Annotated in this window: 33 protein-coding genes; 31 read left to right on the plus strand and 2 right to left on the minus strand. The window is 67.3% G+C overall.

Annotation, left to right across the window (positions count from 1 at the left end; genetic code table 11):
* Positions 1-67: 67 nt before the first annotated feature.
* Both FHS39_RS17790 and FHS39_RS17795 read right to left on the minus strand, forming a co-directional pair.
* Positions 68-925, minus strand: coding sequence for a metallophosphoesterase family protein (locus FHS39_RS17790; protein WP_184350337.1), 858 nt, complete (start codon positions 923-925; stop codon positions 68-70).
* A 78-nt stretch (positions 926-1,003) separates the two neighbouring features.
* Positions 1,004-3,109, minus strand: coding sequence for a PIG-L family deacetylase (locus tag FHS39_RS17795; protein WP_184350338.1), 2,106 nt, complete (start codon positions 3,107-3,109; stop codon positions 1,004-1,006).
* A 601-nt stretch (positions 3,110-3,710) separates the two neighbouring features.
* On the opposite strand from FHS39_RS17795, the gene rpsJ reads away from it, so the two are divergent.
* The 31 genes from rpsJ to truA all read left to right on the plus strand — a co-directional run bounded on the left by rpsJ (position 3,711) and on the right by truA (position 20,862).
* Entirely contained in the window at positions 3,711-4,019 is a 309-nt protein-coding gene (gene rpsJ, locus FHS39_RS17800; protein WP_003948644.1) for a 30S ribosomal protein S10, read from the plus strand.
* 13 nt (positions 4,020-4,032) lie between these two features.
* Positions 4,033-4,677 (plus strand): 50S ribosomal protein L3, encoded by a 645-nt coding sequence (rplC, locus tag FHS39_RS17805; protein ID WP_184350339.1) that lies wholly within the window; start codon positions 4,033-4,035, stop codon positions 4,675-4,677.
* A gap of 8 nt (positions 4,678-4,685) precedes the next feature.
* The gene (gene rplD, locus FHS39_RS17810) at positions 4,686-5,336 is read left to right on the plus strand and encodes a 50S ribosomal protein L4 (RefSeq protein ID WP_184350340.1); all 651 of its coding nucleotides are present in this window, start codon (positions 4,686-4,688) and stop codon (positions 5,334-5,336) included.
* Positions 5,336-5,659: a 50S ribosomal protein L23 gene (rplW, locus tag FHS39_RS17815; RefSeq protein ID WP_058046827.1), complete on the plus strand. Its 324-nt coding sequence runs from the start codon at positions 5,336-5,338 to the stop codon at positions 5,657-5,659. The genes rplD and rplW overlap by 1 nt, the downstream gene beginning before the upstream one ends.
* Before the next feature lie 41 nt (positions 5,660-5,700).
* Positions 5,701-6,537, plus strand: coding sequence for a 50S ribosomal protein L2 (rplB, locus tag FHS39_RS17820; RefSeq protein WP_184350341.1), 837 nt, complete (start codon positions 5,701-5,703; stop codon positions 6,535-6,537).
* A 12-nt stretch (positions 6,538-6,549) separates the two neighbouring features.
* Positions 6,550-6,831 (plus strand): 30S ribosomal protein S19, encoded by a 282-nt coding sequence (gene rpsS, locus FHS39_RS17825; protein ID WP_004950443.1) that lies wholly within the window; start codon positions 6,550-6,552, stop codon positions 6,829-6,831.
* A gap of 41 nt (positions 6,832-6,872) precedes the next feature.
* Positions 6,873-7,220, plus strand: a complete 348-nt coding sequence (gene rplV / locus FHS39_RS17830; RefSeq protein ID WP_030359020.1) for a 50S ribosomal protein L22 — start codon at positions 6,873-6,875, stop codon at positions 7,218-7,220.
* Positions 7,220-8,038 carry a 30S ribosomal protein S3 gene (rpsC, locus tag FHS39_RS17835; RefSeq protein WP_071964543.1) on the plus strand — a complete coding sequence of 273 codons (819 nt, stop codon included), beginning with the start codon at positions 7,220-7,222 and terminating at the stop codon, positions 8,036-8,038. The genes rplV and rpsC overlap by 1 nt, the downstream gene beginning before the upstream one ends.
* A gap of 5 nt (positions 8,039-8,043) precedes the next feature.
* The gene (gene rplP, locus FHS39_RS17840) at positions 8,044-8,463 is read left to right on the plus strand and encodes a 50S ribosomal protein L16 (RefSeq protein WP_030368409.1); all 420 of its coding nucleotides are present in this window, start codon (positions 8,044-8,046) and stop codon (positions 8,461-8,463) included.
* A complete protein-coding gene (rpmC, locus tag FHS39_RS17845; RefSeq protein WP_030368408.1) occupies positions 8,463-8,687 on the plus strand; it encodes a 50S ribosomal protein L29 in 225 nt (74 codons plus the stop codon). Before rplP ends, rpmC begins: the two co-directional genes overlap by 1 nt.
* The gene (rpsQ, locus tag FHS39_RS17850) at positions 8,687-8,968 is read left to right on the plus strand and encodes a 30S ribosomal protein S17 (RefSeq protein ID WP_030026328.1); all 282 of its coding nucleotides are present in this window, start codon (positions 8,687-8,689) and stop codon (positions 8,966-8,968) included. The genes rpmC and rpsQ overlap by 1 nt, the downstream gene beginning before the upstream one ends.
* Positions 8,969-9,069: 101 nt before the next feature.
* Positions 9,070-9,438 (plus strand): 50S ribosomal protein L14, encoded by a 369-nt coding sequence (gene rplN / locus FHS39_RS17855; protein ID WP_099199421.1) that lies wholly within the window; start codon positions 9,070-9,072, stop codon positions 9,436-9,438.
* Between the two features lie 3 nt (positions 9,439-9,441).
* Positions 9,442-9,765 (plus strand): 50S ribosomal protein L24, encoded by a 324-nt coding sequence (rplX, locus tag FHS39_RS17860; protein WP_184350342.1) that lies wholly within the window; start codon positions 9,442-9,444, stop codon positions 9,763-9,765.
* Positions 9,765-10,325 (plus strand): 50S ribosomal protein L5, encoded by a 561-nt coding sequence (gene rplE, locus FHS39_RS17865; protein WP_184350343.1) that lies wholly within the window; start codon positions 9,765-9,767, stop codon positions 10,323-10,325. The genes rplX and rplE overlap by 1 nt, the downstream gene beginning before the upstream one ends.
* A gap of 5 nt (positions 10,326-10,330) precedes the next feature.
* Positions 10,331-10,516, plus strand: coding sequence for a type Z 30S ribosomal protein S14 (locus FHS39_RS17870; protein ID WP_071964550.1), 186 nt, complete (start codon positions 10,331-10,333; stop codon positions 10,514-10,516).
* Positions 10,517-10,725: 209 nt separating this feature from the next.
* A complete protein-coding gene (rpsH, locus tag FHS39_RS17875) occupies positions 10,726-11,124 on the plus strand; it encodes a 30S ribosomal protein S8 (RefSeq protein WP_184350344.1) in 399 nt (132 codons plus the stop codon).
* A 23-nt stretch (positions 11,125-11,147) separates the two neighbouring features.
* The gene (gene rplF, locus FHS39_RS17880) at positions 11,148-11,687 is read left to right on the plus strand and encodes a 50S ribosomal protein L6 (protein ID WP_184350345.1); all 540 of its coding nucleotides are present in this window, start codon (positions 11,148-11,150) and stop codon (positions 11,685-11,687) included.
* Positions 11,688-11,690: 3 nt separating this feature from the next.
* On the plus strand, positions 11,691-12,074 hold the full coding sequence (gene rplR / locus FHS39_RS17885; protein ID WP_184350346.1) for a 50S ribosomal protein L18: 384 nt from the start codon (positions 11,691-11,693) through the stop codon (positions 12,072-12,074).
* Positions 12,075-12,120: 46 nt separating this feature from the next.
* Positions 12,121-12,723, plus strand: a complete 603-nt coding sequence (gene rpsE / locus FHS39_RS17890; RefSeq protein ID WP_116212431.1) for a 30S ribosomal protein S5 — start codon at positions 12,121-12,123, stop codon at positions 12,721-12,723.
* Positions 12,723-12,905 (plus strand): 50S ribosomal protein L30, encoded by a 183-nt coding sequence (rpmD, locus tag FHS39_RS17895; RefSeq protein WP_184350347.1) that lies wholly within the window; start codon positions 12,723-12,725, stop codon positions 12,903-12,905. Before rpsE ends, rpmD begins: the two co-directional genes overlap by 1 nt.
* A gap of 1 nt (position 12,906) precedes the next feature.
* Positions 12,907-13,362 (plus strand): 50S ribosomal protein L15, encoded by a 456-nt coding sequence (gene rplO / locus FHS39_RS17900; RefSeq protein WP_071964536.1) that lies wholly within the window; start codon positions 12,907-12,909, stop codon positions 13,360-13,362.
* A gap of 204 nt (positions 13,363-13,566) precedes the next feature.
* A complete protein-coding gene (gene secY / locus FHS39_RS17905; protein WP_184350348.1) occupies positions 13,567-14,880 on the plus strand; it encodes a preprotein translocase subunit SecY in 1,314 nt (437 codons plus the stop codon).
* Positions 14,880-15,536, plus strand: a complete 657-nt coding sequence (locus FHS39_RS17910) for an adenylate kinase (protein WP_184350349.1) — start codon at positions 14,880-14,882, stop codon at positions 15,534-15,536. Before secY ends, FHS39_RS17910 begins: the two co-directional genes overlap by 1 nt.
* Positions 15,537-15,646: 110 nt before the next feature.
* A complete protein-coding gene (gene map / locus FHS39_RS17915) occupies positions 15,647-16,483 on the plus strand; it encodes a type I methionyl aminopeptidase (protein ID WP_184350350.1) in 837 nt (278 codons plus the stop codon).
* Between the two features lie 152 nt (positions 16,484-16,635).
* Entirely contained in the window at positions 16,636-16,857 is a 222-nt protein-coding gene (gene infA / locus FHS39_RS17920) for a translation initiation factor IF-1 (protein ID WP_003956442.1), read from the plus strand.
* A 56-nt stretch (positions 16,858-16,913) separates the two neighbouring features.
* Complete coding sequence (gene rpmJ / locus FHS39_RS17925; RefSeq protein WP_003956441.1) at positions 16,914-17,027, plus strand: 50S ribosomal protein L36; 114 nt, start codon at positions 16,914-16,916, stop codon at positions 17,025-17,027.
* 189 nt (positions 17,028-17,216) lie between these two features.
* A complete protein-coding gene (rpsM, locus tag FHS39_RS17930) occupies positions 17,217-17,597 on the plus strand; it encodes a 30S ribosomal protein S13 (protein ID WP_184350351.1) in 381 nt (126 codons plus the stop codon).
* Positions 17,598-17,701: 104 nt separating this feature from the next.
* A complete protein-coding gene (gene rpsK / locus FHS39_RS17935; RefSeq protein WP_003948617.1) occupies positions 17,702-18,106 on the plus strand; it encodes a 30S ribosomal protein S11 in 405 nt (134 codons plus the stop codon).
* 140 nt (positions 18,107-18,246) lie between these two features.
* Positions 18,247-19,269 (plus strand): DNA-directed RNA polymerase subunit alpha, encoded by a 1,023-nt coding sequence (locus FHS39_RS17940; protein ID WP_004946635.1) that lies wholly within the window; start codon positions 18,247-18,249, stop codon positions 19,267-19,269.
* A 188-nt stretch (positions 19,270-19,457) separates the two neighbouring features.
* Positions 19,458-19,922, plus strand: a complete 465-nt coding sequence (rplQ, locus tag FHS39_RS17945) for a 50S ribosomal protein L17 (protein ID WP_030368392.1) — start codon at positions 19,458-19,460, stop codon at positions 19,920-19,922.
* Positions 19,923-20,007: 85 nt separating this feature from the next.
* Positions 20,008-20,862 carry a tRNA pseudouridine(38-40) synthase TruA gene (gene truA, locus FHS39_RS17950; protein WP_184350352.1) on the plus strand — a complete coding sequence of 285 codons (855 nt, stop codon included), beginning with the start codon at positions 20,008-20,010 and terminating at the stop codon, positions 20,860-20,862.
* The last annotated feature ends 3 nt before the right edge of the window (positions 20,863-20,865 follow it).

A 20,865-nucleotide genomic window follows, 5' to 3' on the forward strand; every position in this document is an offset into this window, starting at 1 on the left:
GAAAGGGCCCGCACATCCTCGGATGTGCGGGCCCTTTCGCATGCTTGCCGCCGGGGGTGCCCCGGCCTCAGGCGCGGAACGGCAGGATCTGCCGCAGCAGCCCCCGCGGGTGGCCCCTGCGCCGCCATTCGCGCGGGTAGCCGATGGAGACCTCCTCGAACCGCACCCCGTCGTGCCAGGTCGTGCGGGGGATGTGCAGGTGCCCGTAGACCACCGCCGCCACGTTGAACCGGCGGTGCCAGTCGCGGGTGAGGACGGTCCCGCACCACTGCGCGAACTGCGGGTAGGTCATGACGTCCGTGGGCTCGCGCACCAGCGGGTAGTGGTCGACGAGCACCAGCGGCAGGTCCGCGTCGTGCGCGCGCAGCCGGGCTTCGGTGGCCGTCACCCGGGCGCGGCACCAGTCGTCGACCGCCTCGTACGGCTCCGGGTCCAGCATGTACTCGTCGGTGCAGACGATCCCCGCCTCGCGGGCCTGAGCCAGCGACTCGGCCTTGGTGGCCGCGGTGGGGGTGCGGAAGCTGTAGTCGTACAGCGTGAACAGCGGCGCCACCGCCACCGGGCCGCCCTCGCCCTCCCAGACGGCCCAGGGGTCCTCGGGCGTGGCGACGCCCAGCCCCCGGCACAGCTCCACCAGACGCTCGTAGCGGGCCACGCCGCGCAGCTGCACGGGGTCGGTGTTCGGCGTCCACAGCTCGTGGTTGCCCGGCGTCCAGATCACCTTGGCGAAGCGGCCGGCGAGCAGGGCCAGGGTGCGCTCGACGTCCTCGAAGCGCTCGGCGACGTCACCGGCGACGATCAGCCAGTCGTCGTCCGTGACCGGGCGCAGCGAATCGGCGATGGGCACGTTGTCGGCCATGCCGGTGTGCAGGTCGCTGACGGCCAGGAGCCGTCTGCCGGGTGCTTCGGGCGATATCGGCGGCATGGAATCCCGTAACTCGCGTGGTGCGGGCGGAGGTGCTTCCTACGGGCCCTACGGTATCCCGGCGCCGCCCGGCGGTGATCAGCCGCCGGAGCCGGGAGCGGGCCGCCAGATCCAGGGGGTGGCGTCGGGGGCGAGGCCCACGGCGGTCAGGCGGTGCGCCGCGTCGGTGGTCAGCGCGGTGGTGCCCACGGGGACGTACTGGGAGGGGGCGTGCACCGGGCTGTCGCCGGAGTCGGTGTCGGCCAGTTGTATCTCGCCGTTCATGGCCCGGCCGAGCAGCATCAGGGCGTCCTTGCCGCCGCGGCGGGGCACGGTGCAGGCGGCCAGCGGTCCGTATCCGGCGAAGCCCGGCAGGCCCGCGCCGTTCGCCTGCGAGGTGTTCTCGCCGCCGGTGAGGCGGTAGGCGGAGGGCGCCACCGCCTCCGGGGTGCGGTAGACGACCGTGAGCGCGTCGTCGGATCCCAGAGCGGCGGCCACGGGGTCGCCGCCGGGGCCGGGCAGGCCCTTGAGCGGCATCTCGTGCACCGGCTTGCCGGTGTCGTCCTGGCTCCAGTGGTGGACGGTGTCGCGGCCGACGCCGAAGACGTGCACCCGGCCCTGCTTGTCCAGGGCGACGGTCAGGCCCTCCTGGATCTCCTGGCCGTGCAGGCTCTGCCACTTGCCCCACTTGCCGTTCGCCTCGCGGACGCGGCTGGAGAGGCCCTTGCCGGCGTTGCGGACGAAGAGGTGCACCCGGCCGTCGGAGGTGGCCACGGCGGCGGGCAGGCCCACGCGGCGGCCGCGCTCGGCCTTGTGCTCGGGGTTGCCGAGGCCCTTCCAGGCATTGAATGAGCCGCCGGGGGTGTGCTCCTCCAGGACGACGATCTCGCGGCTGTTGGAGCGGCCCTGGCCCTCCAGGCCGGAGAAGCGCAGGGCGAAGACCAGGCGCCGGCCCTCGGAGTCCTTGACGGCGGCCACGGCGGGCGCCAGGGGCCCGCCGCCGAGGTTGCGGGGCTCGCCCCAGCGTCCGCTGCCGGGGGAGGTCTCCTGCCAGCGCACGGCCTGCATGCCGAGCACGCCGAAGGCCTCCAGGCGGCCGGCCTTGTCGCTGTCGGGGACGGGCATGGCGCCGGGGTAGCGGTAGTGGGTGGAGCGGATCCAGCCCTTGCGGTTCTTGATGGGGCGGTCGCCGCCCTGGCCGTAGTCGCCGCAGCCCGCGGGGTTGGCGCAGCTCCAGGAGGGGTCGCCGCCGTAGGCCTCGACCAGGCGGTGCTTCTCCTCGACGATCTGCGGCGGGAGGTTGTGCGGCCAGCGCTGGTTGTAGTAGCCGCGGAAGGCCAGCGTCGTGAAGCGTGGGGGGTGCCCGTCGCGCCGGGTGGTGTCGGCCACCCACTGGGAGAGGGCCTTCCAGGTGAACAGCGCGGTCGGGGTGTGGTCGCGGTGGTCCGAGCACGCCCCGTAGTCGTTGTCCTTGGGGTGGGTGGCGTCGTGGACCTGGTAGTCCGGGTCGGGGTCCATGGTGTGCACCACGGTCGGCTTGAACTGCTGCATGATCGCGGCCAGCACGTCCACCAGCGTGCTGTGGTGGTACGTGCTGACGGTGGTGCACGGCGAGCCGGTGGCGACCAGGCTCTGCATCACGGCGTACGGGCGGTCCCAGAGCATCGGCAGCCGGGTGTTGCCCGCGGAGAGCATGGCGATGTTCAGGAAGATCAGCCGGATCCGGTGCTTGCCGTCGGAGAGCTCGTTGGTCTCGGCCCGCACGCCGCCGGGCAGCTGCATGACGGACTTCTGCCAGGGGGTGAAGCGGTCCTTGCCGATCATCTCCGCGTAGGCCTGGCGCAGCCCCTGGTGGCGGGCGGAGGAGTAGCCGGCCTTGTCGGGCTTGGTCTTGGGCATGCCCTCGATCCAGTTCTGCCCGACGGCCTCGCCCGCCGTCACGTAGACGGAGACGACGGGGACGCCGGAGGCCACCAGGCGGCCGGCGTCGGGGTTCATGAAGTACAGGTCGTCGTCGGGGTGCGCCATGACCTGGAGGAGCAGGGGTTCCTTGGCGTTGCTGAACGACTGCGTGGCGTGGGGGTCGACCGCGCGCACGGGCGCGGGGGAGCCCGACTGCCCGCCTTCGCCGCCGCCGCCGCTGCATCCCGCCGCACCGGCCGCGGTGACGGCGGCGATGCCGGCGAGTACGCTCCGGCGAGACATGCCCCTGCGCTGTGAGATGTTCAACAAAGCGACTCCGTCCCGAAGTGCTGCGAGCACCGTCTGGCTGCCCCAGCGTGTGAGGGGACGGCGCGGACGGTGTGCGGGTTGCCCAAGCCCTGACAAAAGCCTGTGGGGCCCATGGGGTGCGGTGGCCGTGATATCACAGGCTCCCGGGGACCATAGTGTCCCGTATGTCGGCGGGGTGGTTTGACAAGTGGGCCGCTCGGGGTACGGTCTTCAGCTGCGATTGGCGCCCCTTCGGGACCGTATGGCACACTGTTCAGGTTGCTCGGTTGAGTGCCGATGCTGTGCGCCTCCCGCCGGGAGGACTGGAAGCGAGTCCCGCAGTACTCGTCACCTCTTATCAGAGGTGGAAGTACGGGAATCTTCCGGGAAGTGTCAGCGGGGCCCCAGCCAGGCACTCGGTGGGTGTTTCTCCCCCACAAACCCCTTCATCAGGGAATTTCCTTAGGGAAATCTGCTGGAAGGGGCGCGACACGCCCGACCGCGTGGGTCGGAGGTGGAGTGGAGAGAAGCAGCGCTTCCCGGCGCAGCTTGCCGAGTTCCAGAGCGTTACGAGAGACAGGACTACGAAGTAGCCATGGCGGGACAGAAGATCCGCATCCGGCTCAAGGCCTACGACCACGAGGTCATCGACTCTTCGGCGAAGAAGATCGTCGAGACGGTGACGCGCACTGGTGCGTCGGTCGCGGGCCCGGTGCCGCTGCCCACTGAGAAGAACGTGTACTGCGTCATCAAGTCGCCGCACAAGTACAAGGACTCGCGCGAGCACTTCGAGATGCGCACGCACAAGCGCCTCATCGACATCCTCGACCCCACCCCGAAGACGGTTGACTCGCTCATGCGCCTCGACCTGCCGGCGGGCGTCGACATCGAGATCAAGCTCTGAGGTGACGCGCGAGATGGCTAAGAACATTAAGGGCGTCCTGGGCGAGAAGCTCGGCATGACCCAGGTCTGGGACGAGAACAACCGGGTTGTCCCGGTGACCGTCGTCAAGGCCGGGCCCTGCGTCGTGACCCAGGTCCGCACCAACGACATCGACGGCTACGAGTCGGTCCAGATCGCCTTCGGCGAGATCGACCCGCGCAAGGTGAACAAGCCCCTCAAGGGCCACTTCTCCAAGGCCGACGTCACCCCGCGCCGCCACCTGGTGGAGCTGCGTACCGCTGACGCCAGCGAGTACACGCTCGGCCAGGAGATCACCGCTGCTGTGTTCGAGTCCGGCGTCAAGGTTGACGTCACGGGCAAGAGCAAGGGCAAGGGCTTCGCCGGTGTCATGAAGCGTCACAACTTCAAGGGCCTCGGCGCCGGTCACGGCACCCAGCGCAAGCACCGCTCGCCCGGTTCCATCGGTGGCTGCGCCACCCCGGGCCGTGTGTTCAAGGGCCTCCGCATGGCGGGCCGCATGGGCAACGAGCGGGTCACCACCCAGAACCTGACCGTCCACGCCGTTGACGCGGAGAAGGGCCTGCTCCTGATCAAGGGCGCGGTTCCTGGTCCGAACGGCGGCCTCGTCCTGGTCCGTACCGCGGCCAAGGGGGCCTGAGGTAACCGATGAGCACCATTGACATCCTTTCGCCGGCAGGCGACAAGGCCGGGACCGTCGAGCTCCCCGCGGAGATCTTCGACGCGAAGGTCAGCATCCCGCTGATCCACCAGGTCGTCGTCGCGCAGCTGGCCGCTGCCCGTCAGGGCACGCACAAGACCAAGACCCGTGGCGAGGTCCGCGGCGGTGGCCGCAAGCCTTACCGCCAGAAGGGCACCGGTCGCGCCCGTCAGGGTTCGACCCGCGCGCCGCAGTTCGCCGGTGGTGGCGTCGTGCACGGTCCCGTGCCGCGTGACTACTCGCAGCGCACCCCGAAGAAGATGAAGGCCGCCGCCCTGCGCGGTGCCCTCACCGACCGGGCGCGCCACAGCCGTATCCACGTCGTCTCCGGCGTGGTCGACGGCGCGGTGTCCACCAAGGCCGCCAAGACCCTGTTCGGCAAGATCTCGGAGCGCAAGAACCTGCTCCTGGTCGTCGACCGGGCCGACGAGGCCGCGTGGCTGTCCGCCCGCAACCTGCCCCAGGTTCACATCCTGGAGCCGGGCCAGCTGAACACGTACGACGTGCTCGTCTCCGACGACGTGGTCTTCACCCAGGCCGCTCTCGAGTCCTTCGTGTCTGGCCCCAAGGCCGTTGAGACCGAAGGGAGCGAGGCCTGATGACTGAGGCCGTCGTCACCAGCAAGACCTTCTCGGACCCGCGCGACCTGCTGGTCAAGCCGGTTGTCTCGGAGAAGAGCTACGCGCTGCTGGACGAGAACAAGTACACGTTCATCGTCGACCCGCGCGCCAACAAGACCCAGATCAAGCAGGCCGTCGAGGCGGTCTTCTCGGTCAAGGTCACCGGGGTCAACACGATCAACCGTCAGGGTAAGCGCAAGCGCACCAAGACCGGTTTCGGCAAGCGCGCCAACACCAAGCGCGCCATCGTGACCCTCGCCGAGGGCGACCGTATCGACATCTTCGGCGGCCCGGTCTCCTAACAAGGAGTCCGAGTCGTCCGGAATCGGACGAGGACTGAGAAATGGGTATCCGCAAGTACAAGCCGACGACCCCGGGCCGTCGTGGCTCCAGCGTCGCCGACTTCGTCGAGATCACGCGGTCCACGCCGGAGAAGTCGCTGGTCCGCCCCCTGCACAGCAAGGGCGGCCGTAACAACACCGGTCGCGTGACCGTTCGCCACCAGGGTGGCGGCCACAAGCGCGCCTACCGCGTGATCGACTTCCGTCGTCACGACAAGGACGGCGTTCCGGCGAAGGTCGCTCACATCGAGTACGACCCGAACCGCACCGCGCGCATCGCGCTCCTGCACTACGCAGACGGCGAGAAGCGCTACATCATCGCCCCGGCGAAGCTGGGCCAGGGTGACCTGGTCGAGAACGGCCCCACGGCCGACATCAAGCCGGGCAACAACCTCCCGCTGCGCAACATCCCGGTCGGTACCACGATCCACGCGATCGAGCTCCGTCCCGGCGGTGGCGCCAAGTTCGCCCGCTCTGCCGGTTCCTCCGTGCAGCTGCTGGCGAAGGAGGGCGCTTACGCCCACCTGCGCATGCCGTCCGGTGAGGTCCGCCTGGTCGACGTCCGCTGCCGCGCCACTGTCGGCGAGGTCGGCAACGCCGAGCAGTCGAACATCAACTGGGGCAAGGCCGGCCGTATGCGCTGGAAGGGCGTTCGCCCGACCGTCCGCGGTGTCGCCATGAACCCGGTTGACCACCCGCACGGTGGTGGTGAGGGCAAGACCTCCGGTGGTCGCCACCCGGTCTCGCCGTGGGGTCAGAAGGAGGGTCGTACTCGTTCTCCCAAGAAGGCGAGCAACAAGTACATCGTCCGCCGCCGCAAGACGAACAAGAAGCGCTAGGAGCGGGTTTAGATGCCGCGTAGTCTCAAGAAGGGACCCTTCGTCGACGGACACCTCATCAAGAAGGTGGACGCTCAGAACGAAGCCGGTACCAAGAACGTCATCAAGACCTGGTCCCGTCGCTCCATGATCGTGCCGGCCATGCTCGGCCACACGCTCGCGGTGCACAACGGCAAGACGCACGTCCCGGTGTTCGTCACCGAGTCGATGGTCGGCCACAAGCTCGGCGAGTTCTCGCCGACCCGCACCTTCCGCGGCCACGTCAAGGACGACCGCAAGTCGAAGCGCCGCTAGGCGGGGTGTGAACGACTATGACTGACACCGAAGGGACAACCATGGAAGCCAGGGCCCAGGCGCGGTACATCCGCGTCACGCCCATGAAGGCCCGCCGCGTGGTGGACCTCATCCGTGGCATGGATGCCACGGAGGCTCAGGCGGTCCTGCGTTTCGCCCCGCAGGCCGCGAGCGTGCCGGTGGGCAAGGTGCTGGACAGCGCCATTGCCAACGCCGCGCACAACTACGACCACACGGACGCTTCGTCGCTGTTCATCAGCGAGGCGTTCGTGGACGAGGGCCCGACCCTGAAGCGGTTCCGTCCGCGTGCTCAGGGCCGTGCCTACCGGATCCGCAAGCGGACCAGCCACATCACCGTGGTCGTCAGCAGCAAGGAAGGAACCCGGTAATGGGCCAGAAGGTTAACCCGCACGGGTTCCGGCTCGGCATCACCACGGACTTCAAGTCCCGTTGGTACGCCGACAAGCTGTACAAGGACTACGTCAAGGAAGACGTTGCCATTCGTCGCATGATGACGAAGGGCATGGAGCGTGCCGGTATCTCGAAGGTTGAGATCGAGCGCACCCGCGACCGCGTCCGCGTTGACATCCACACCGCTCGTCCGGGCATCGTCATCGGCCGCCGCGGCGCCGAGGCCGACCGCATCCGCGGCGAGCTGGAGAAGCTGACCGGCAAGCAGGTTCAGCTGAACATCCTCGAGGTCAAGAACCCCGAGGTCGACGCTCAGCTGGTGGCCCAGGCCGTCGCCGAGCAGCTGTCCTCCCGCGTCTCCTTCCGTCGCGCCATGCGTAAGAGCATGCAGTCGACGATGAAGGCCGGCGCCAAGGGCATCAAGATCCAGTGCGGTGGCCGTCTCGGCGGCGCCGAGATGTCCCGCTCGGAGTTCTACCGCGAGGGCCGTGTGCCCCTGCACACGCTCCGCGCGAACGTCGACTACGGCTTCTTCGAGGCCAAGACCACCTTCGGCCGCATCGGCGTGAAGGTCTGGATCTACAAGGGCGACGTCAAGAACATCGCCGAGGTCCGCGCCGAGAACGCTGCCGCTCGTGCGGGCAACCGCCCGTCGCGCGGCGCCGGCGACCGCCCGGCCCGTGGTGGCCGTGGTGGCGAGCGTGGCGGCCGCGGCCGCAAGCCGCAGCAGGCTGCCGAGGCCCCCAAGGCCGAGGCCACCGCTGCTCCGGCTGAGTCCACCGGAACGGAGGCCTGACCGACATGCTGATCCCTCGCAGGGTCAAGCACCGCAAGCAGCACCACCCCAAGCGGAACGGCATGGCCAAGGGTGGCACTGAGCTCGCCTTCGGTGAGTACGGCATTCAGGCCCTGACCCCGGCCTACGTGACGAACCGGCAGATCGAGTCCGCTCGTATCGCCATGACCCGTCACATCAAGCGTGGCGGCAAGGTGTGGATCAACATCTACCCGGACCGTCCGCTGACGAAGAAGCCGGCCGAAACCCGCATGGGTTCCGGTAAGGGTTCTCCGGAGTGGTGGATCGCGAACGTCAAGCCCGGTCGGGTGATGTTCGAGCTGTCCTTCCCGAACGAAAAGGTTGCTAAGGAGGCGCTCACCCGCGCCGCCCACAAGCTTCCGATGAAGTGCCGCATTGTTCGGCGCGAGGCAGGTGAGTCGTGATGGCCGCTGGTATCAAGGCGACCGAGCTGCGCGAGCTCAACGACGAGGACCTCGTCGCGAAGCTCCGTGAGGCCAAGGAAGAGCTGTTCAACCTCCGCTTCCAGGCGGCGACCGGACAGCTCGAGAACCACGGTCGGCTCAAGTCCGTCCGTAAGGACATCGCCCGGATCTACACCCTGATGCGCGAGCGTGAGCTGGGCATCGAGACGGTGGAGAGCGCCTGATGAGCGAGAAGAATGTGACTGAGACGAACGAGCGCGGTTTCCGCAAGACCCGTGAGGGTCTCGTCGTCAGCGACAAGATGGACAAGACCGTCGTCGTCGCCGTCGAGGACCGCGTCAAGCACGCGCTGTACGGCAAGGTCATCCGCCGTACGAACAAGCTCAAGGCGCACGACGAGCAGAACGCTGCCGGCGTCGGCGACCGCGTCCTCATCATGGAGACGCGTCCGCTGTCGGCGAGCAAGCGCTGGCGCATCGTCGAGATCCTCGAGAAGGCCAAGTAATTTCTGAGGGGTTTTCCCTCAGATAAGTTCCGCCAGGCTCGGCGTGGGGCCTCAAGTTTTGGGGCCCCCGCCGGGAACCGGCAGACGATCAGGAGATAGACGTGATCCAGCAGGAGTCGCGACTTCGCGTCGCCGACAACACTGGTGCCAAGGAGATCCTTTGCATCCGTGTTCTCGGTGGCTCGGGTCGCCGCTACGCGGGCATCGGTGACGTCATCGTCGCCACCGTCAAGGACGCGATCCCCGGTGGCAACGTGAAGAAGGGTGACGTCGTCAAGGCGGTCATCGTTCGCACCGTCAAGGAGCGCCGCCGTCCCGACGGCTCGTACATCCGTTTCGACGAGAACGCCGCTGTCGTTCTCAAGAACGACGGTGACCCCCGCGGCACCCGTATCTTCGGCCCCGTGGGCCGAGAGCTGCGCGAGAAGAAGTTCATGAAGATCGTCTCGCTCGCGCCGGAGGTGCTGTAACCGATGAAGATCAAGAAGGGCGACCTGGTCCAGGTCATCACCGGTAAGGACAAGGGCAAGCAGGGCAAGGTCGTCCAGGCCTTCCCCGCCGACAACCGTGTCCTCGTCGAGGGTGTCAACCGGGTCAAGAAGCACACCAAGGCCGGCCAGACCGCCCGCGGTTCCAAGACCGGCGGCATCGTCACGACCGAGGCCCCCATCCACGTGAGCAACGTTCAGCTCATCGTGGAGAAGGACGGCAAGAAGGTCGTCACCCGCGTCGGCTACCGCTTCGACGACGAGGGCAACAAGATCCGCGTTGCCAAGCGGACCGGTGAGGACATCTGATGACTGCCACCACCAACGCGCCGCGCCTCAAGCAGCGCTACCGCGAAGAGATCGTCGGCAAGCTGCGTGAGGAGTTCTCCCACGAGAACATCATGCAGGTTCCCGGCCTGACCAAGATCGTGGTCAACATGGGTGTGGGCGACGCCGCCCGCGACTCCAAGCTGATCGATGGCGCCATCCGCGACCTCACCACGATCACGGGCCAGAAGCCCGCCGTCACCAAGGCTCGCAAGTCCATCGCGCAGTTCAAGCTGCGTGAGGGCCAGCCGATCGGCGCCCACGTCACCCTCCGTGGTGACCGCATGTGGGAGTTCCTGGACCGCACCCTGTCGCTCGCGCTGCCGCGCATCCGCGACTTCCGTGGTCTGTCCCCGAAGCAGTTCGACGGTCGGGGCAACTACACCTTCGGTCTCACGGAGCAGGTCATGTTCCACGAGATCGACCAGGACAAGATCGACCGCGTCCGGGGTATGGACATCACCGTGGTGACCACGGCGACCAACGACGACGAGGGCCGTGCCCTCCTTCGTCACCTCGGCTTCCCCTTCAAGGAGGCGTGACCGAGATGGCGAAGAAGTCTCTGATCGCGAAGGCCGCGCGCAAGCCCAAGTTCGCGGTTCGTGCGTACACCCGCTGCAACCGCTGCGGCCGCCCGCACTCCGTGTACCGCAAGTTCGGCCTCTGCCGCGTGTGCCTTCGTGAGATGGCTCACCGTGGCGAGCTGCCGGGCGTGACCAAGAGCTCCTGGTAACAACCCACTTGGGTTGACCAGGGCTCTCGGTAAGCATCCTGGATGGCGGGGACCCGACCCGCAGCTCGCGTAGAGTTGAAGGGTTGGGCCCCGCCGCCCATGACCGTCTTACTACGCCGTAGGTCCCCGCGCCGCACCCGCTCCGACACAGTTCGGGGAGAGGGATGGCGCAGATAGGAAACCACGGCGAGAGAGGCCGAAGGCCAAACATGACCATGACCGATCCGATCGCAGACATGCTGACCCGTCTGCGGAACGCGAACTCGGCATACCACGACTCCGTGTCGATGCCGCACAGCAAGATCAAGTCGCACATCGCGGAGATCCTCCAGCAGGAGGGCTACATCACCGGCTGGAAGGTCGAGGACGCCGAGGTCGGCAAGTCCCTGACCCTCGAGCTGAAGTTCGGCCCGAACCGCGAGCGCTCGATCGCCGGCATCAAGCGCATTTCGAAGCCGGGCCTGCGGGTCTACGCAAAGTCCACCAACCTGCCGAAGGTGCTCGGCGGCCTGGGCGTGGCGATCATCTCCACGTCGCACGGGCTCCTCACCGACAAGCAGGCCAGCAAGAAGGGCGTGGGTGGGGAAGTCCTCGCCTACGTCTGGTAACCAGGGAACAGGAGGAATAGCCAATGTCGCGTATTGGACGGCTGCCCATCCCGGTTCCCGCTGGTGTGGACGTCACCATCGATGGCCGCACGGTGCACGTGAAGGGCCCGAAGGGCTCGCTCACGCACGCCGTGGCCGCGCCCATCGAGATCGCTAAGGGCGAGGACGGCTCTCTTGTCGTCACGCGTCCGAACGACGAGCGTCAGAACAAGGCCCTGCACGGCCTGTCCCGCACGCTGGTGGCGAACATGATCACCGGCGTGACCCAGGGCTACAGCAAGGCTCTTGAGATCAGCGGTGTCGGTTACCGCGTCCAGGCGAAGGGCTCCAACCTGGAGTTCGCCCTGGGCTACAGCCACCCGATCCTGATCGAGGCCCCCGAGGGCATCACCTTCAAGGTGGAGTCCCCGACCAAGCTCAGCGTCGAGGGCATCGACAAGCAGAAGGTCGGCGAGGTCGCCGCGAACATCCGCAAGCTTCGCAAGCCCGACCCTTACAAGGCCAAGGGCGTGAAGTATGCGGGTGAGGTCATCCGCCGCAAGGTCGGAAAGGCTGGTAAGTAAGCCATGGCATACGGTGTGAAGATCGCCAAGGGCGACGCGTACAAGCGCGCTGCCAAGGCGCGCCGCCACATCCGCATCCGCAAGAACCTGTCGGGTACGGCCGAGCGCCCGCGTCTCGTTGTGACGCGCTCCAACCGTGGCATCACCGCTCAGGTCATCGACGACCTCAAGGGTCACACCCTGGCGTCGGCGTCCCACCTGGACGCGTCGATCCGCGGTGGCGAGGGCGACAAGTCCGCGCAGGCCAAGCAGGTCGGCGCCCTGGTTGCCGAGCGTGCCAAGGCCGCCGGTGTCGAGGCCGTCGTGTTCGACCGCGGTGGCAACCAGTACGCCGGGCGCATTGCCGCTCTGGCGGACGCCGCCCGCGAAGCCGGGCTGAAGTTCTAAGCCCCGGTTCCGGAGCTAGCGGACGTAACAGAGAGAGGTAAATCCAATGGCTGGACCCCAGCGCCGCGGAAGCGGTGCCGGTGGCGGCGAGCGGCGGGACCGGAAGGGTCGCGACGGTGGCGCTGCCGCCGAGAAGACCGCGTACGTTGAGCGCGTAGTCGCGATCAACCGCGTCGCCAAGGTTGTCAAGGGTGGTCGCCGCTTCAGCTTCACCGCGCTGGTCGTGGTGGGCGACGGTGACGGCACGGTCGGTGTCGGTTACGGCAAGGCCAAGGAAGTTCCGGCTGCCATCGCCAAGGGCGTGGAAGAGGCCAAGAAGAACTTCTTCAAGGTCCCCCGCATCCAGGGCACCATCCCCCACCCCATCCAGGGTGAGAAGGCGGCTGGCGTCGTGCTGCTCAAGCCCGCGTCCCCCGGTACCGGTGTTATCGCCGGTGGCCCGGTGCGTGCGGTGCTCGAGTGCGCCGGCGTTCACGACATCCTGTCGAAGTCGCTCGGTTCGTCGAACCCGATCAACATCGTGCACGCCACGGTGACCGCGCTTCAGGGCCTTCAGCGCCCCGAGGAGATCGCGGCCCGTCGTGGCCTGCCGCTGGAGGACGTCGCCCCCGCCGCACTGCTGCGGGCGCGTGCAGGGGCGGGTGCGTAATGGCTCGCCTCAAGGTCACGCAGGTCAAGTCCTACATCGGTAGCAAGCAGAACCACCGCGACACCCTGCGTTCGCTCGGCCTCAAGCGCCTGAACGACACGGTTGTCAAGGAGGACCGTCCCGAGATCCGCGGCATGGTGCAGACCGTCCGCCACCTCGTGACGGTTGAGGAGGTCGACTGACATGGCGGAGAACAACCCGCTGAAGGTCCACAACCTCCGTCCTGCCCCGGGTGCCAAGACCGCCAAGACCCGTGTCGGTCGTGGTGAGGCGTCCAAGGGTAAGACCGCAGGTCGTGGTACCAAGGGCACCAAGGCCCGTTACCAGGTTCCGGAGCGCTTCGAGGGTGGGCAGATGCCCCTCCACATGCGCCTCCCGAAGCTCAAGGGCTTCAAGAACCCCGCCCACAAGCAGTTCCAGGTTGTGAACCTGGACAAGCTGGCCGCGCTCTACCCGCAGGGTGGCGAGGTCACGGTGGCCGATCTGGTCGCCAAGGGTGCTGTTCGCAAGAACGAGCTCGTCAAGGTCCTTGGCCAGGGCGAGATCTCCGTGGCGCTGCAGGTGACGGTCGACGCCGTCTCCTCTTCCGCCCAGGAGAAGATTGCCGCTGCCGGCGGCACCGTCACCGAGCTCATCTGAGCTTGTTGATCCGACAACCGGGGATGTCCCAAAAGGGGCATCCCCGGTTGGTCGTTCCAAGGGGGGCATGGTCGCCGGTAAGGTGGCGTGCACTGCTGTTAATCTCCGCGGGGCCTGTGCCCGTGCGGGGTTGACCGATTCGTATTCGTTGATCCTCAAGACCGTCACCTCTCGCGTGGTTGCGTGAGAGGCGCAGGAGGCACCGTGCTCACCGCGTTCGCCCGGGCGTTCAAGACGCCCGACCTGCGCAAGAAGCTGCTGTTCACGCTGGGCATCATGGTGCTCTTCCGGCTCGGTGCGCACGTACCCGTGCCGGGTGTCGACTACCGGAACGTCCAGACGTGCTTGGACGAATCCAAGAGTGGCCAGGGCCTTTTCGGGCTGGTGAACATGTTCAGCGGCGGTGCGCTGCTGCAGATCACGATCTTCGCGCTCGGGATCATGCCCTACATCACGGCGAGCATCATCCTGCAGCTGCTGACCGTGGTGATTCCACGCCTCGAAGCCCTCAAGAAGGAGGGCCAGGCCGGGCAGACCAAAATCACGCAGTACACGCGTTATCTGACCGTCGCCCTCGCCGTGCTGCAGGGCACCGGCCTGGTGGCCACCGCGCGCAGCGGTGCGCTCTTCGGCAGCTGCCACGTCGGCAACCAGATCGTTCCGAACCAGTCGATCTTCACCACCATCACCATGGTCGTCACGATGACCGCGGGCACCTGCCTGATCATGTGGCTCGGTGAGCTCATCACCGACCGCGGCATCGGCAACGGCATGTCGATCCTGATGTTCACCTCGATCGCCGCGGGCTTCCCGAGCGCGCTGTGGGGCATCAAGCTCCAGGGCAAGCTGATGGGCGGCTGGCTGGAATTCAGCCTGGTGATCCTCTGCGGTCTGGCCATGGTCGGGCTGGTGGTCTTCGTGGAGCAGGCCCAGCGCCGCATCCCCGTGCAGTACGCGAAGCGCATGATCGGCCGCCGGTCGTACGGCGGTACGTCGACCTACATCCCGCTGAAGGTGAACCAGGCCGGTGTGATCCCGGTCATCTTCGCCTCGTCGCTGCTCTACATCCCGGCCCTGCTCGTGCAGTTCACCGGCTCCAAGGCCGGCTGGGCGACGTGGGTCCAGTCCAACCTGGTCAAGGGCGACCACCCCGTCTACATCGTCACCTACTTCCTGCTGATCGTCTTCTTCGCGTTCTTCTACGTCGCCATCTCCTTCAACCCCGAAGAAGTTGCCGACAATATGAAGAAGTATGGTGGTTTCATTCCGGGCATCCGGGCCGGTCGCCCCACCGCGGAGTACCTGAGCTACGTGCTGAACCGGATCACGTGGCCGGGATCTCTCTATCTGGGGCTGATCGCCCTGGTGCCCACCGTGGCACTGGTCACACTCAACGCAAACCAGAACTTCCCGTTCGGGGGAACCAGCATCCTGATCATCGTGGGTGTCGGTCTGGAGACTGTGAAGCAGATCGAGAGCCAGCTTCAGCAGCGCAACTACGAAGGGTTCCTCCGCTGATGCGAATCGTCCTCGTCGGGCCGCCCGGCGCCGGCAAGGGTACGCAGGCCGCGTACCTCGCCAAGAACCTCGCGATCCCGCACATCTCGACGGGCGACCTGTTCCGGGCGAACATCAGCCAGGGCACGCCGCTGGGTCAGAAGGCCCAGGAGTACATGCGGGCCGGGCAGCTGGTGCCGGACGAGGTCACCATCGGGATGGCCAAGGACCGGATGCAGCAGGCGGACGCCGAAGGCGGCTTCCTCCTCGACGGCTTCCCGCGCAACCTGGCCCAGGCCGAGGCGCTGGACGAGATCCTCAAGACGGACGGGCTGCGGCTCGACGCCGTGCTGGACCTGGAGGTCCCGGAGGACGAGGTCGTCAAGCGCATCGCCGGCCGCCGGATCTGCCGCAACGACAGCAGCCACGTCTTCCACGCGATCTACAACCAGCCGAAGGCCGAGGGTGTCTGCGACACCTGCGGCGGCGAGCTGTACCAGCGCGAGGACGACAGCGAGGACACCGTCCGCAAGCGGCTGGAGGTCTACCACAGCGAGACCGAGCCGATCATCGACTACTACAAGGCCCAGGGCCTGGTGGTGACGATCTCCGCGCTCGGCAAGGTCGCCGAGGTCACGCAGCGGGCCATGGCCGCGCTGGAGCGCGCGGAAGCCTGATACGCGAGTCGTACTACGGCCGCGATGCCCCCCTGGGCGTCGCGGCCGTAGTGTTTGTCCGAGCAGTTGTCCCGAGCAGTTGGCGTGGCCGAATGGAGAGAGGCACCCCCATGGTGGAGATCAAAACCCCGGAGCAGATCGCGAAGATGCGCGAGGCGGGGCTGGTCGTTGCCGCCATCCACGCGGCCACCCGGGAGGCGGCCGTGCCCGGCGCGACCACCAAGGACCTGGACGAGGTGGCCCGCAAGGTGCTGGCCGAGCACGGGGCGAAGTCGAACTTCCTGGGCTACGGCGGCTTCCCCGCGACGATCTGCACCTCGGTGAACGAGGTCGTCGTCCACGGCATCCCGGACACCAGGACCGTCCTCAAGGACGGCGACATCATCTCGATCGACGCCGGTGCGATCGTGGACGGCTGGCACGGCGACGCGGCCTTCACGGCCTTCGTGGGCACCGGGCACGCTCCGGAGCTGATCGAGCTCTCCCGGGTGACCGAGGAGTCCATGTGGGCCGGCATCGCCGCCGTGAAGAACGGCAACCGCCTGGTGGACATCTCCAAGGCGATCGAGGGCTACATCCGCCGCCAGCCCCGCCCGGCCTCCGGCAAGTACGGGATCATCGAGGACTACGGCGGGCACGGCATCGGCTCCGAGATGCACATGGACCCGCACCTGCTGAACTACGTCTCCCGCAAGCGCGGCAAGGGCCCCAAGCTGGTCCCGGGCTTCTGCATCGCGATCGAGCCCATGGTGAGCCTCGGCACGCCGAGGACGCACGTCCTGGAGGACGACTGGACGGTCCTCACCGACGACCTGACCTGGTCCTCCCACTGGGAGCACTCGGTCGCCCTCACGGAGCAGGGCCCGCTGGTGCTCACCGCGGTCGACGGCGGCCGCGCCAAGCTGGCCGAGTACGGGGTCACGGCGGCCCCCGATCCGCTGGCTTAAGGATCTTTGTGTCGGGGCAGGCACCCTGGATTAGTCTTTCCGGTTGCCCTGACGTAGACTGATGCGTCGGCTCTCGTGTATCCGTATGCCCGCATTCGTTCGGGCGGTGCGAACACGGAGTCGATCAAGGTAGCCGATTCGAAAGGCGAAGCGTGGCCAAGAAGCAAGGTGCCATCGAGATCGAGGGCACCGTGATCGAGTCTCTGCCGAACGCCATGTTCAAGGTGGAGCTCCAGAACGGTCACAAGGTCCTCGCGCACATCAGCGGCAAGATGCGGATGCACTACATCCGTATCCTTCCCGACGACCGGGTCGTGGTGGAGCTGTCTCCCTATGACCTGACGCGCGGACGGATCGTCTACCGCTACAAGTAGATCTTGCCCGCACCCTCCCGTGGGTGAAGGCACTGACCCGGAGAACCTCACATCCCATGAAGGTCAAGCCGAGCGTCAAGAAGATCTGCGACAAGTGCAAGGTGATCCGCCGCCACGGCCGGGTCATGGTCATCTGCGACAACCTGCGCCACAAGCAGCGCCAGGGCTGACGCAGAACCTGCACTCCGCAGTTTCTTCGCGCGACGCATAGCAATACGTACATACGCAGGGCCCGCCCAGCCACGGCTGGCGGCACCTCCGGCGGGGGCCGGGGACCCGGACGTACCGCTCTCTTTCAGAGGGCCGGCGGTCGGGAGTGGCTTTGCGGAAGACCCCCGAGAATCAACTGGAGCCATTGAATGGCACGCGTTTCCGGTGTTGACATCCCGCGCGACAAGCGCGTGGAGGTCGCACTCACCTACGTCTTCGGCATCGGCCGCACCCTGGCGCAGGAGACCCTCGCCGCCACCGGTGTGAACCCGAACTCCCGCGTTCGTGACCTCGGCGAAGAGGACCTGGTCAAGATCCGCGAGTACGTGGACGCCAACATCAAGACCGAAGGTGACCTCCGCCGTGAGGTCCAGGCGGACATCCGCCGCAAGGTCGAGATCGGCTGCTACCAGGGTCTGCGTCACCGTCGTGGCCTGCCCGTCCACGGTCAGCGCACCAGCACGAACGCTCGTACCCGCAAGGGCCCGCGTCGCGCGATCGCCGGCAAGAAGAAGCCGGGCAAGAAGTAGTCCACAGCGGACGCTGCGGATCTTCGGGGAGCAACCCCCGAGGCACCCGCAAACCAGCGGTCTTCGCTGTAGGACCGACCACCTCCACTCCACGGGAGTAAGACATGCCCCCCAAGGGTCGTCAGGGCGCTGCCAAGAAGGTGCGCCGCAAGGAAAAGAAGAACGTCGCTCACGGCCACGCGCACATCAAGAGCACGTTCAACAACACCATCGTTTCGATCACCGACCCCACGGGCAACGTGATCTCCTGGGCCTCCGCCGGCCACGTCGGCTTCAAGGGCTCGCGCAAGTCCACCCCCTTCGCCGCGCAGATGGCCGCCGAGTCGGCCGCCCGCCGCGCGCAGGAGCACGGCATGCGCAAGGTTGACGTCTTCGTCAAGGGCCCGGGCTCCGGTCGCGAGACCGCCATCCGTTCGCTCCAGGCGACCGGCCTCGAGGTTGGCTCCATCCAGGACGTCACCCCGACCCCGCACAACGGCTGCCGTCCGCCGAAGCGCCGCCGCGTCTGATTCCAGGGGTCACTGACCCTCGGGATTTTCGCGCCGCTTCATACGGCACTTCGGGCGGTACGGCTCTTCGGGGTTGTGCCGCCCGTACCCTTGACCTAGGCATCAAATAGTGGGTGCCTAAGACTGAGAGGCAACATCTCATGCTGATCGCTCAGCGTCCCTCGCTGACCGAAGAGGTCGTCGACGAGTTCCGCTCGCGGTTCGTGATCGAGCCGCTGGAGCCGGGCTTCGGCTACACCCTCGGCAACTCCCTGCGTCGTACGCTCCTCTCCTCGATCCCGGGTGCGGCGGTCACGTCCATCCGCATCGACGGTGTCCTGCACGAGTTCACCACCGTGCCGGGCGTCAAGGAGGACGTCACCGACCTCATCCTCAACATCAAGCAGCTGGTCGTCTCCTCGGAGCACGACGAGCCGGTCGTGATGTACCTGCGCAAGCAGGGTCCCGGCCTGGTCACCGCTGCTGACATCGCCCCCCCGGCCGGCGTCGAGGTGCACAACCCCGACCTGGTCCTGGCGACGCTGAACGCCAAGGGCAAGCTGGAGATGGAGCTGACCGTCGAGCGCGGTCGCGGCTACGTCTCCGCCGTGCAGAACAAGCAGGTGGGCCAGGAGATCGGCCGTATCCCGGTCGACTCCATCTACTCGCCGGTGCTCAAGGTCACCTACAAGGTCGAGGCGACCCGTGTCGAGCAGCGCACCGACTTCGACAAGCTGATCGTCGACGTCGAGACCAAGCAGGCCATGCGCCCGCGTGACGCCATGGCGTCCGCCGGCAAGACCCTGGTCGAGCTGTTCGGTCTGGCCCGCGAGCTCAACATCGACGCCGAGGGCATCGACATGGGCCCGTCCCCGACGGACGCCGCCCTGGCCGCCGACCTGGCGCTGCCGATCGAGGAGCTCGAGCTCACCGTTCGGTCGTACAACTGCCTCAAGCGCGAGGGCATCCACTCCGTGGGTGAGCTCGTCGCCCGCTCCGAGGCCGACCTGCTCGACATCCGCAACTTCGGTGCGAAGTCGATCGACGAGGTCAAGGCGAAGCTGGCCGGCATGGGCCTGGCCCTCAAGGACAGCCCGCCCGGATTCGACCCGACCGCCGCCGCTGACGCCTTTGGCGCCGACGACGACGCGGACGCGGGTTTCGTGGAGACTGAGCAGTACTGATCGGTCTTCGGGTGCGGGTGCGCTGTGGCTTGTCGCGCCCACGCGGCGGAGTTGCAGATTGACATCGCCCCGCGCCCCCTCCGGACTCGCCCCTTCGGGGCTTGTCCGGATCTCCGACGGGCGACCGCCTGCTCGGATACTGACTCCGGTACCTGATACGGCCGGGGCAGACACCAAGGAGAAACACCATGCCGCGTCCCACCAAGGGTGCCCGTCTGGGCGGCGGTGCCGCGCACGAGAAGCTGATGCTGGCGAACCTCGCCAAGTCGCTCTTCGAGCACGGCCGCATCACGACGACCGAGGCCAAGGCCCGCCGCCTGCGTCCGGTCGCCGAGCGCCTGATCACCAAGGCGAAGAAGGGCGACATCCACAACCGTCGCCAGGTGCTGCAGACGATCACGGACAAGGGCATCGTGCACGTGCTCTTCACCGAGATCGCTCCGCGCTTCGCCGAGCGTCCGGGTGGCTACACCCGTATCACCAAGATCGGCAACCGTCGTGGCGACAACGCCCCGATGGCCGTGATCGAGCTGGTCGAGGGCGAGATCGCGAAGAAGGCGACCGTCGCCGAGGCCGAGGCCGCCACCAAGCGTGCGGTCAAGGAGTCCGAGGCTGCTGCCGAGGCTCCGGCCGAGGAGTCGAAGGACGCCTGACGCATCTGATGCGTTGCACGGACGGGCCCGCTCCCTACTGCAGGGGGCGGGCCCGTTCCGCATTTTTGATGAGAGGGAGCTCCGAGTGAGTGACGAGGTGGAGCCCGGCTACGTCCGGGTGCGGCTGGACCTGTCGTACGACGGCAGGGAATTCTCCGGCTGGGCCAAGCAGCGCGAGGGCCAGCGCACCGTACAGGGCGAGATCGAGGACGCGATCCGGACGGTGACGCGGTCCAAGGAGACGTACGAGCTCACGGTCGCGGGCCGGACGGACGCCGGGGTGCACGCGCGCGGGCAGGTCGCACACGTCGATCTTCCGGCGGAGGTGTGGGCCGACCACGAGGACAAGCTGCTGCGCCGGCTCGCCGGGCGGCTGTCTCACGACGTCCGCGTGTGGCGGGCGGTGGAGGCCCCGGCCGGGTTCAATGCGCGCTTCTCGGCGATCTGGCGGCGGTACGCCTACCGGGTCGTGGACCACCCCGGCGGCGTGGACCCGCTGCTGCGCGGTCACGTGCTCTGGCACGACTGGCCGTTGGACGTGGACGCGATGAACGAGGCGTCGCGCGCGCTGCTCGGAGAGCACGACTTCGCCGCCTACTGCAAGAAGCGCGAGGGCGCGACGACGATCCGTACGCTCCAGCAGCTGAGCTGGGAGCGGGACGCGTCGGGCATCGTCACGGCGACCGTGCGGGCGGACGCCTTCTGCCACAACATGGTGCGCTCCCTGGTGGGTGCGCTGCTGTTCGTCGGCGACGGCCACCGTCCGGTGGACTGGCCGGGCAAGGTGCTGGGCGCGGGCGTCCGCGACTCGGCGGTGCATGTGGTGCGGCCGCACGGGCTGACGCTGGAGGAGGTCGGGTATCCGGCCGATTCCGAGCTCGCGGCGCGGAATCTTGCGGCGCGCAATCGGCGGACGCTTCCGGGGTGCGGGGGCTGTTAGGCG

The organism is Streptomyces olivoverticillatus (genome assembly GCF_014203555.1).
Lineage (GTDB): Bacteria > Actinomycetota > Actinomycetes > Streptomycetales > Streptomycetaceae > Streptomyces > Streptomyces olivoverticillatus.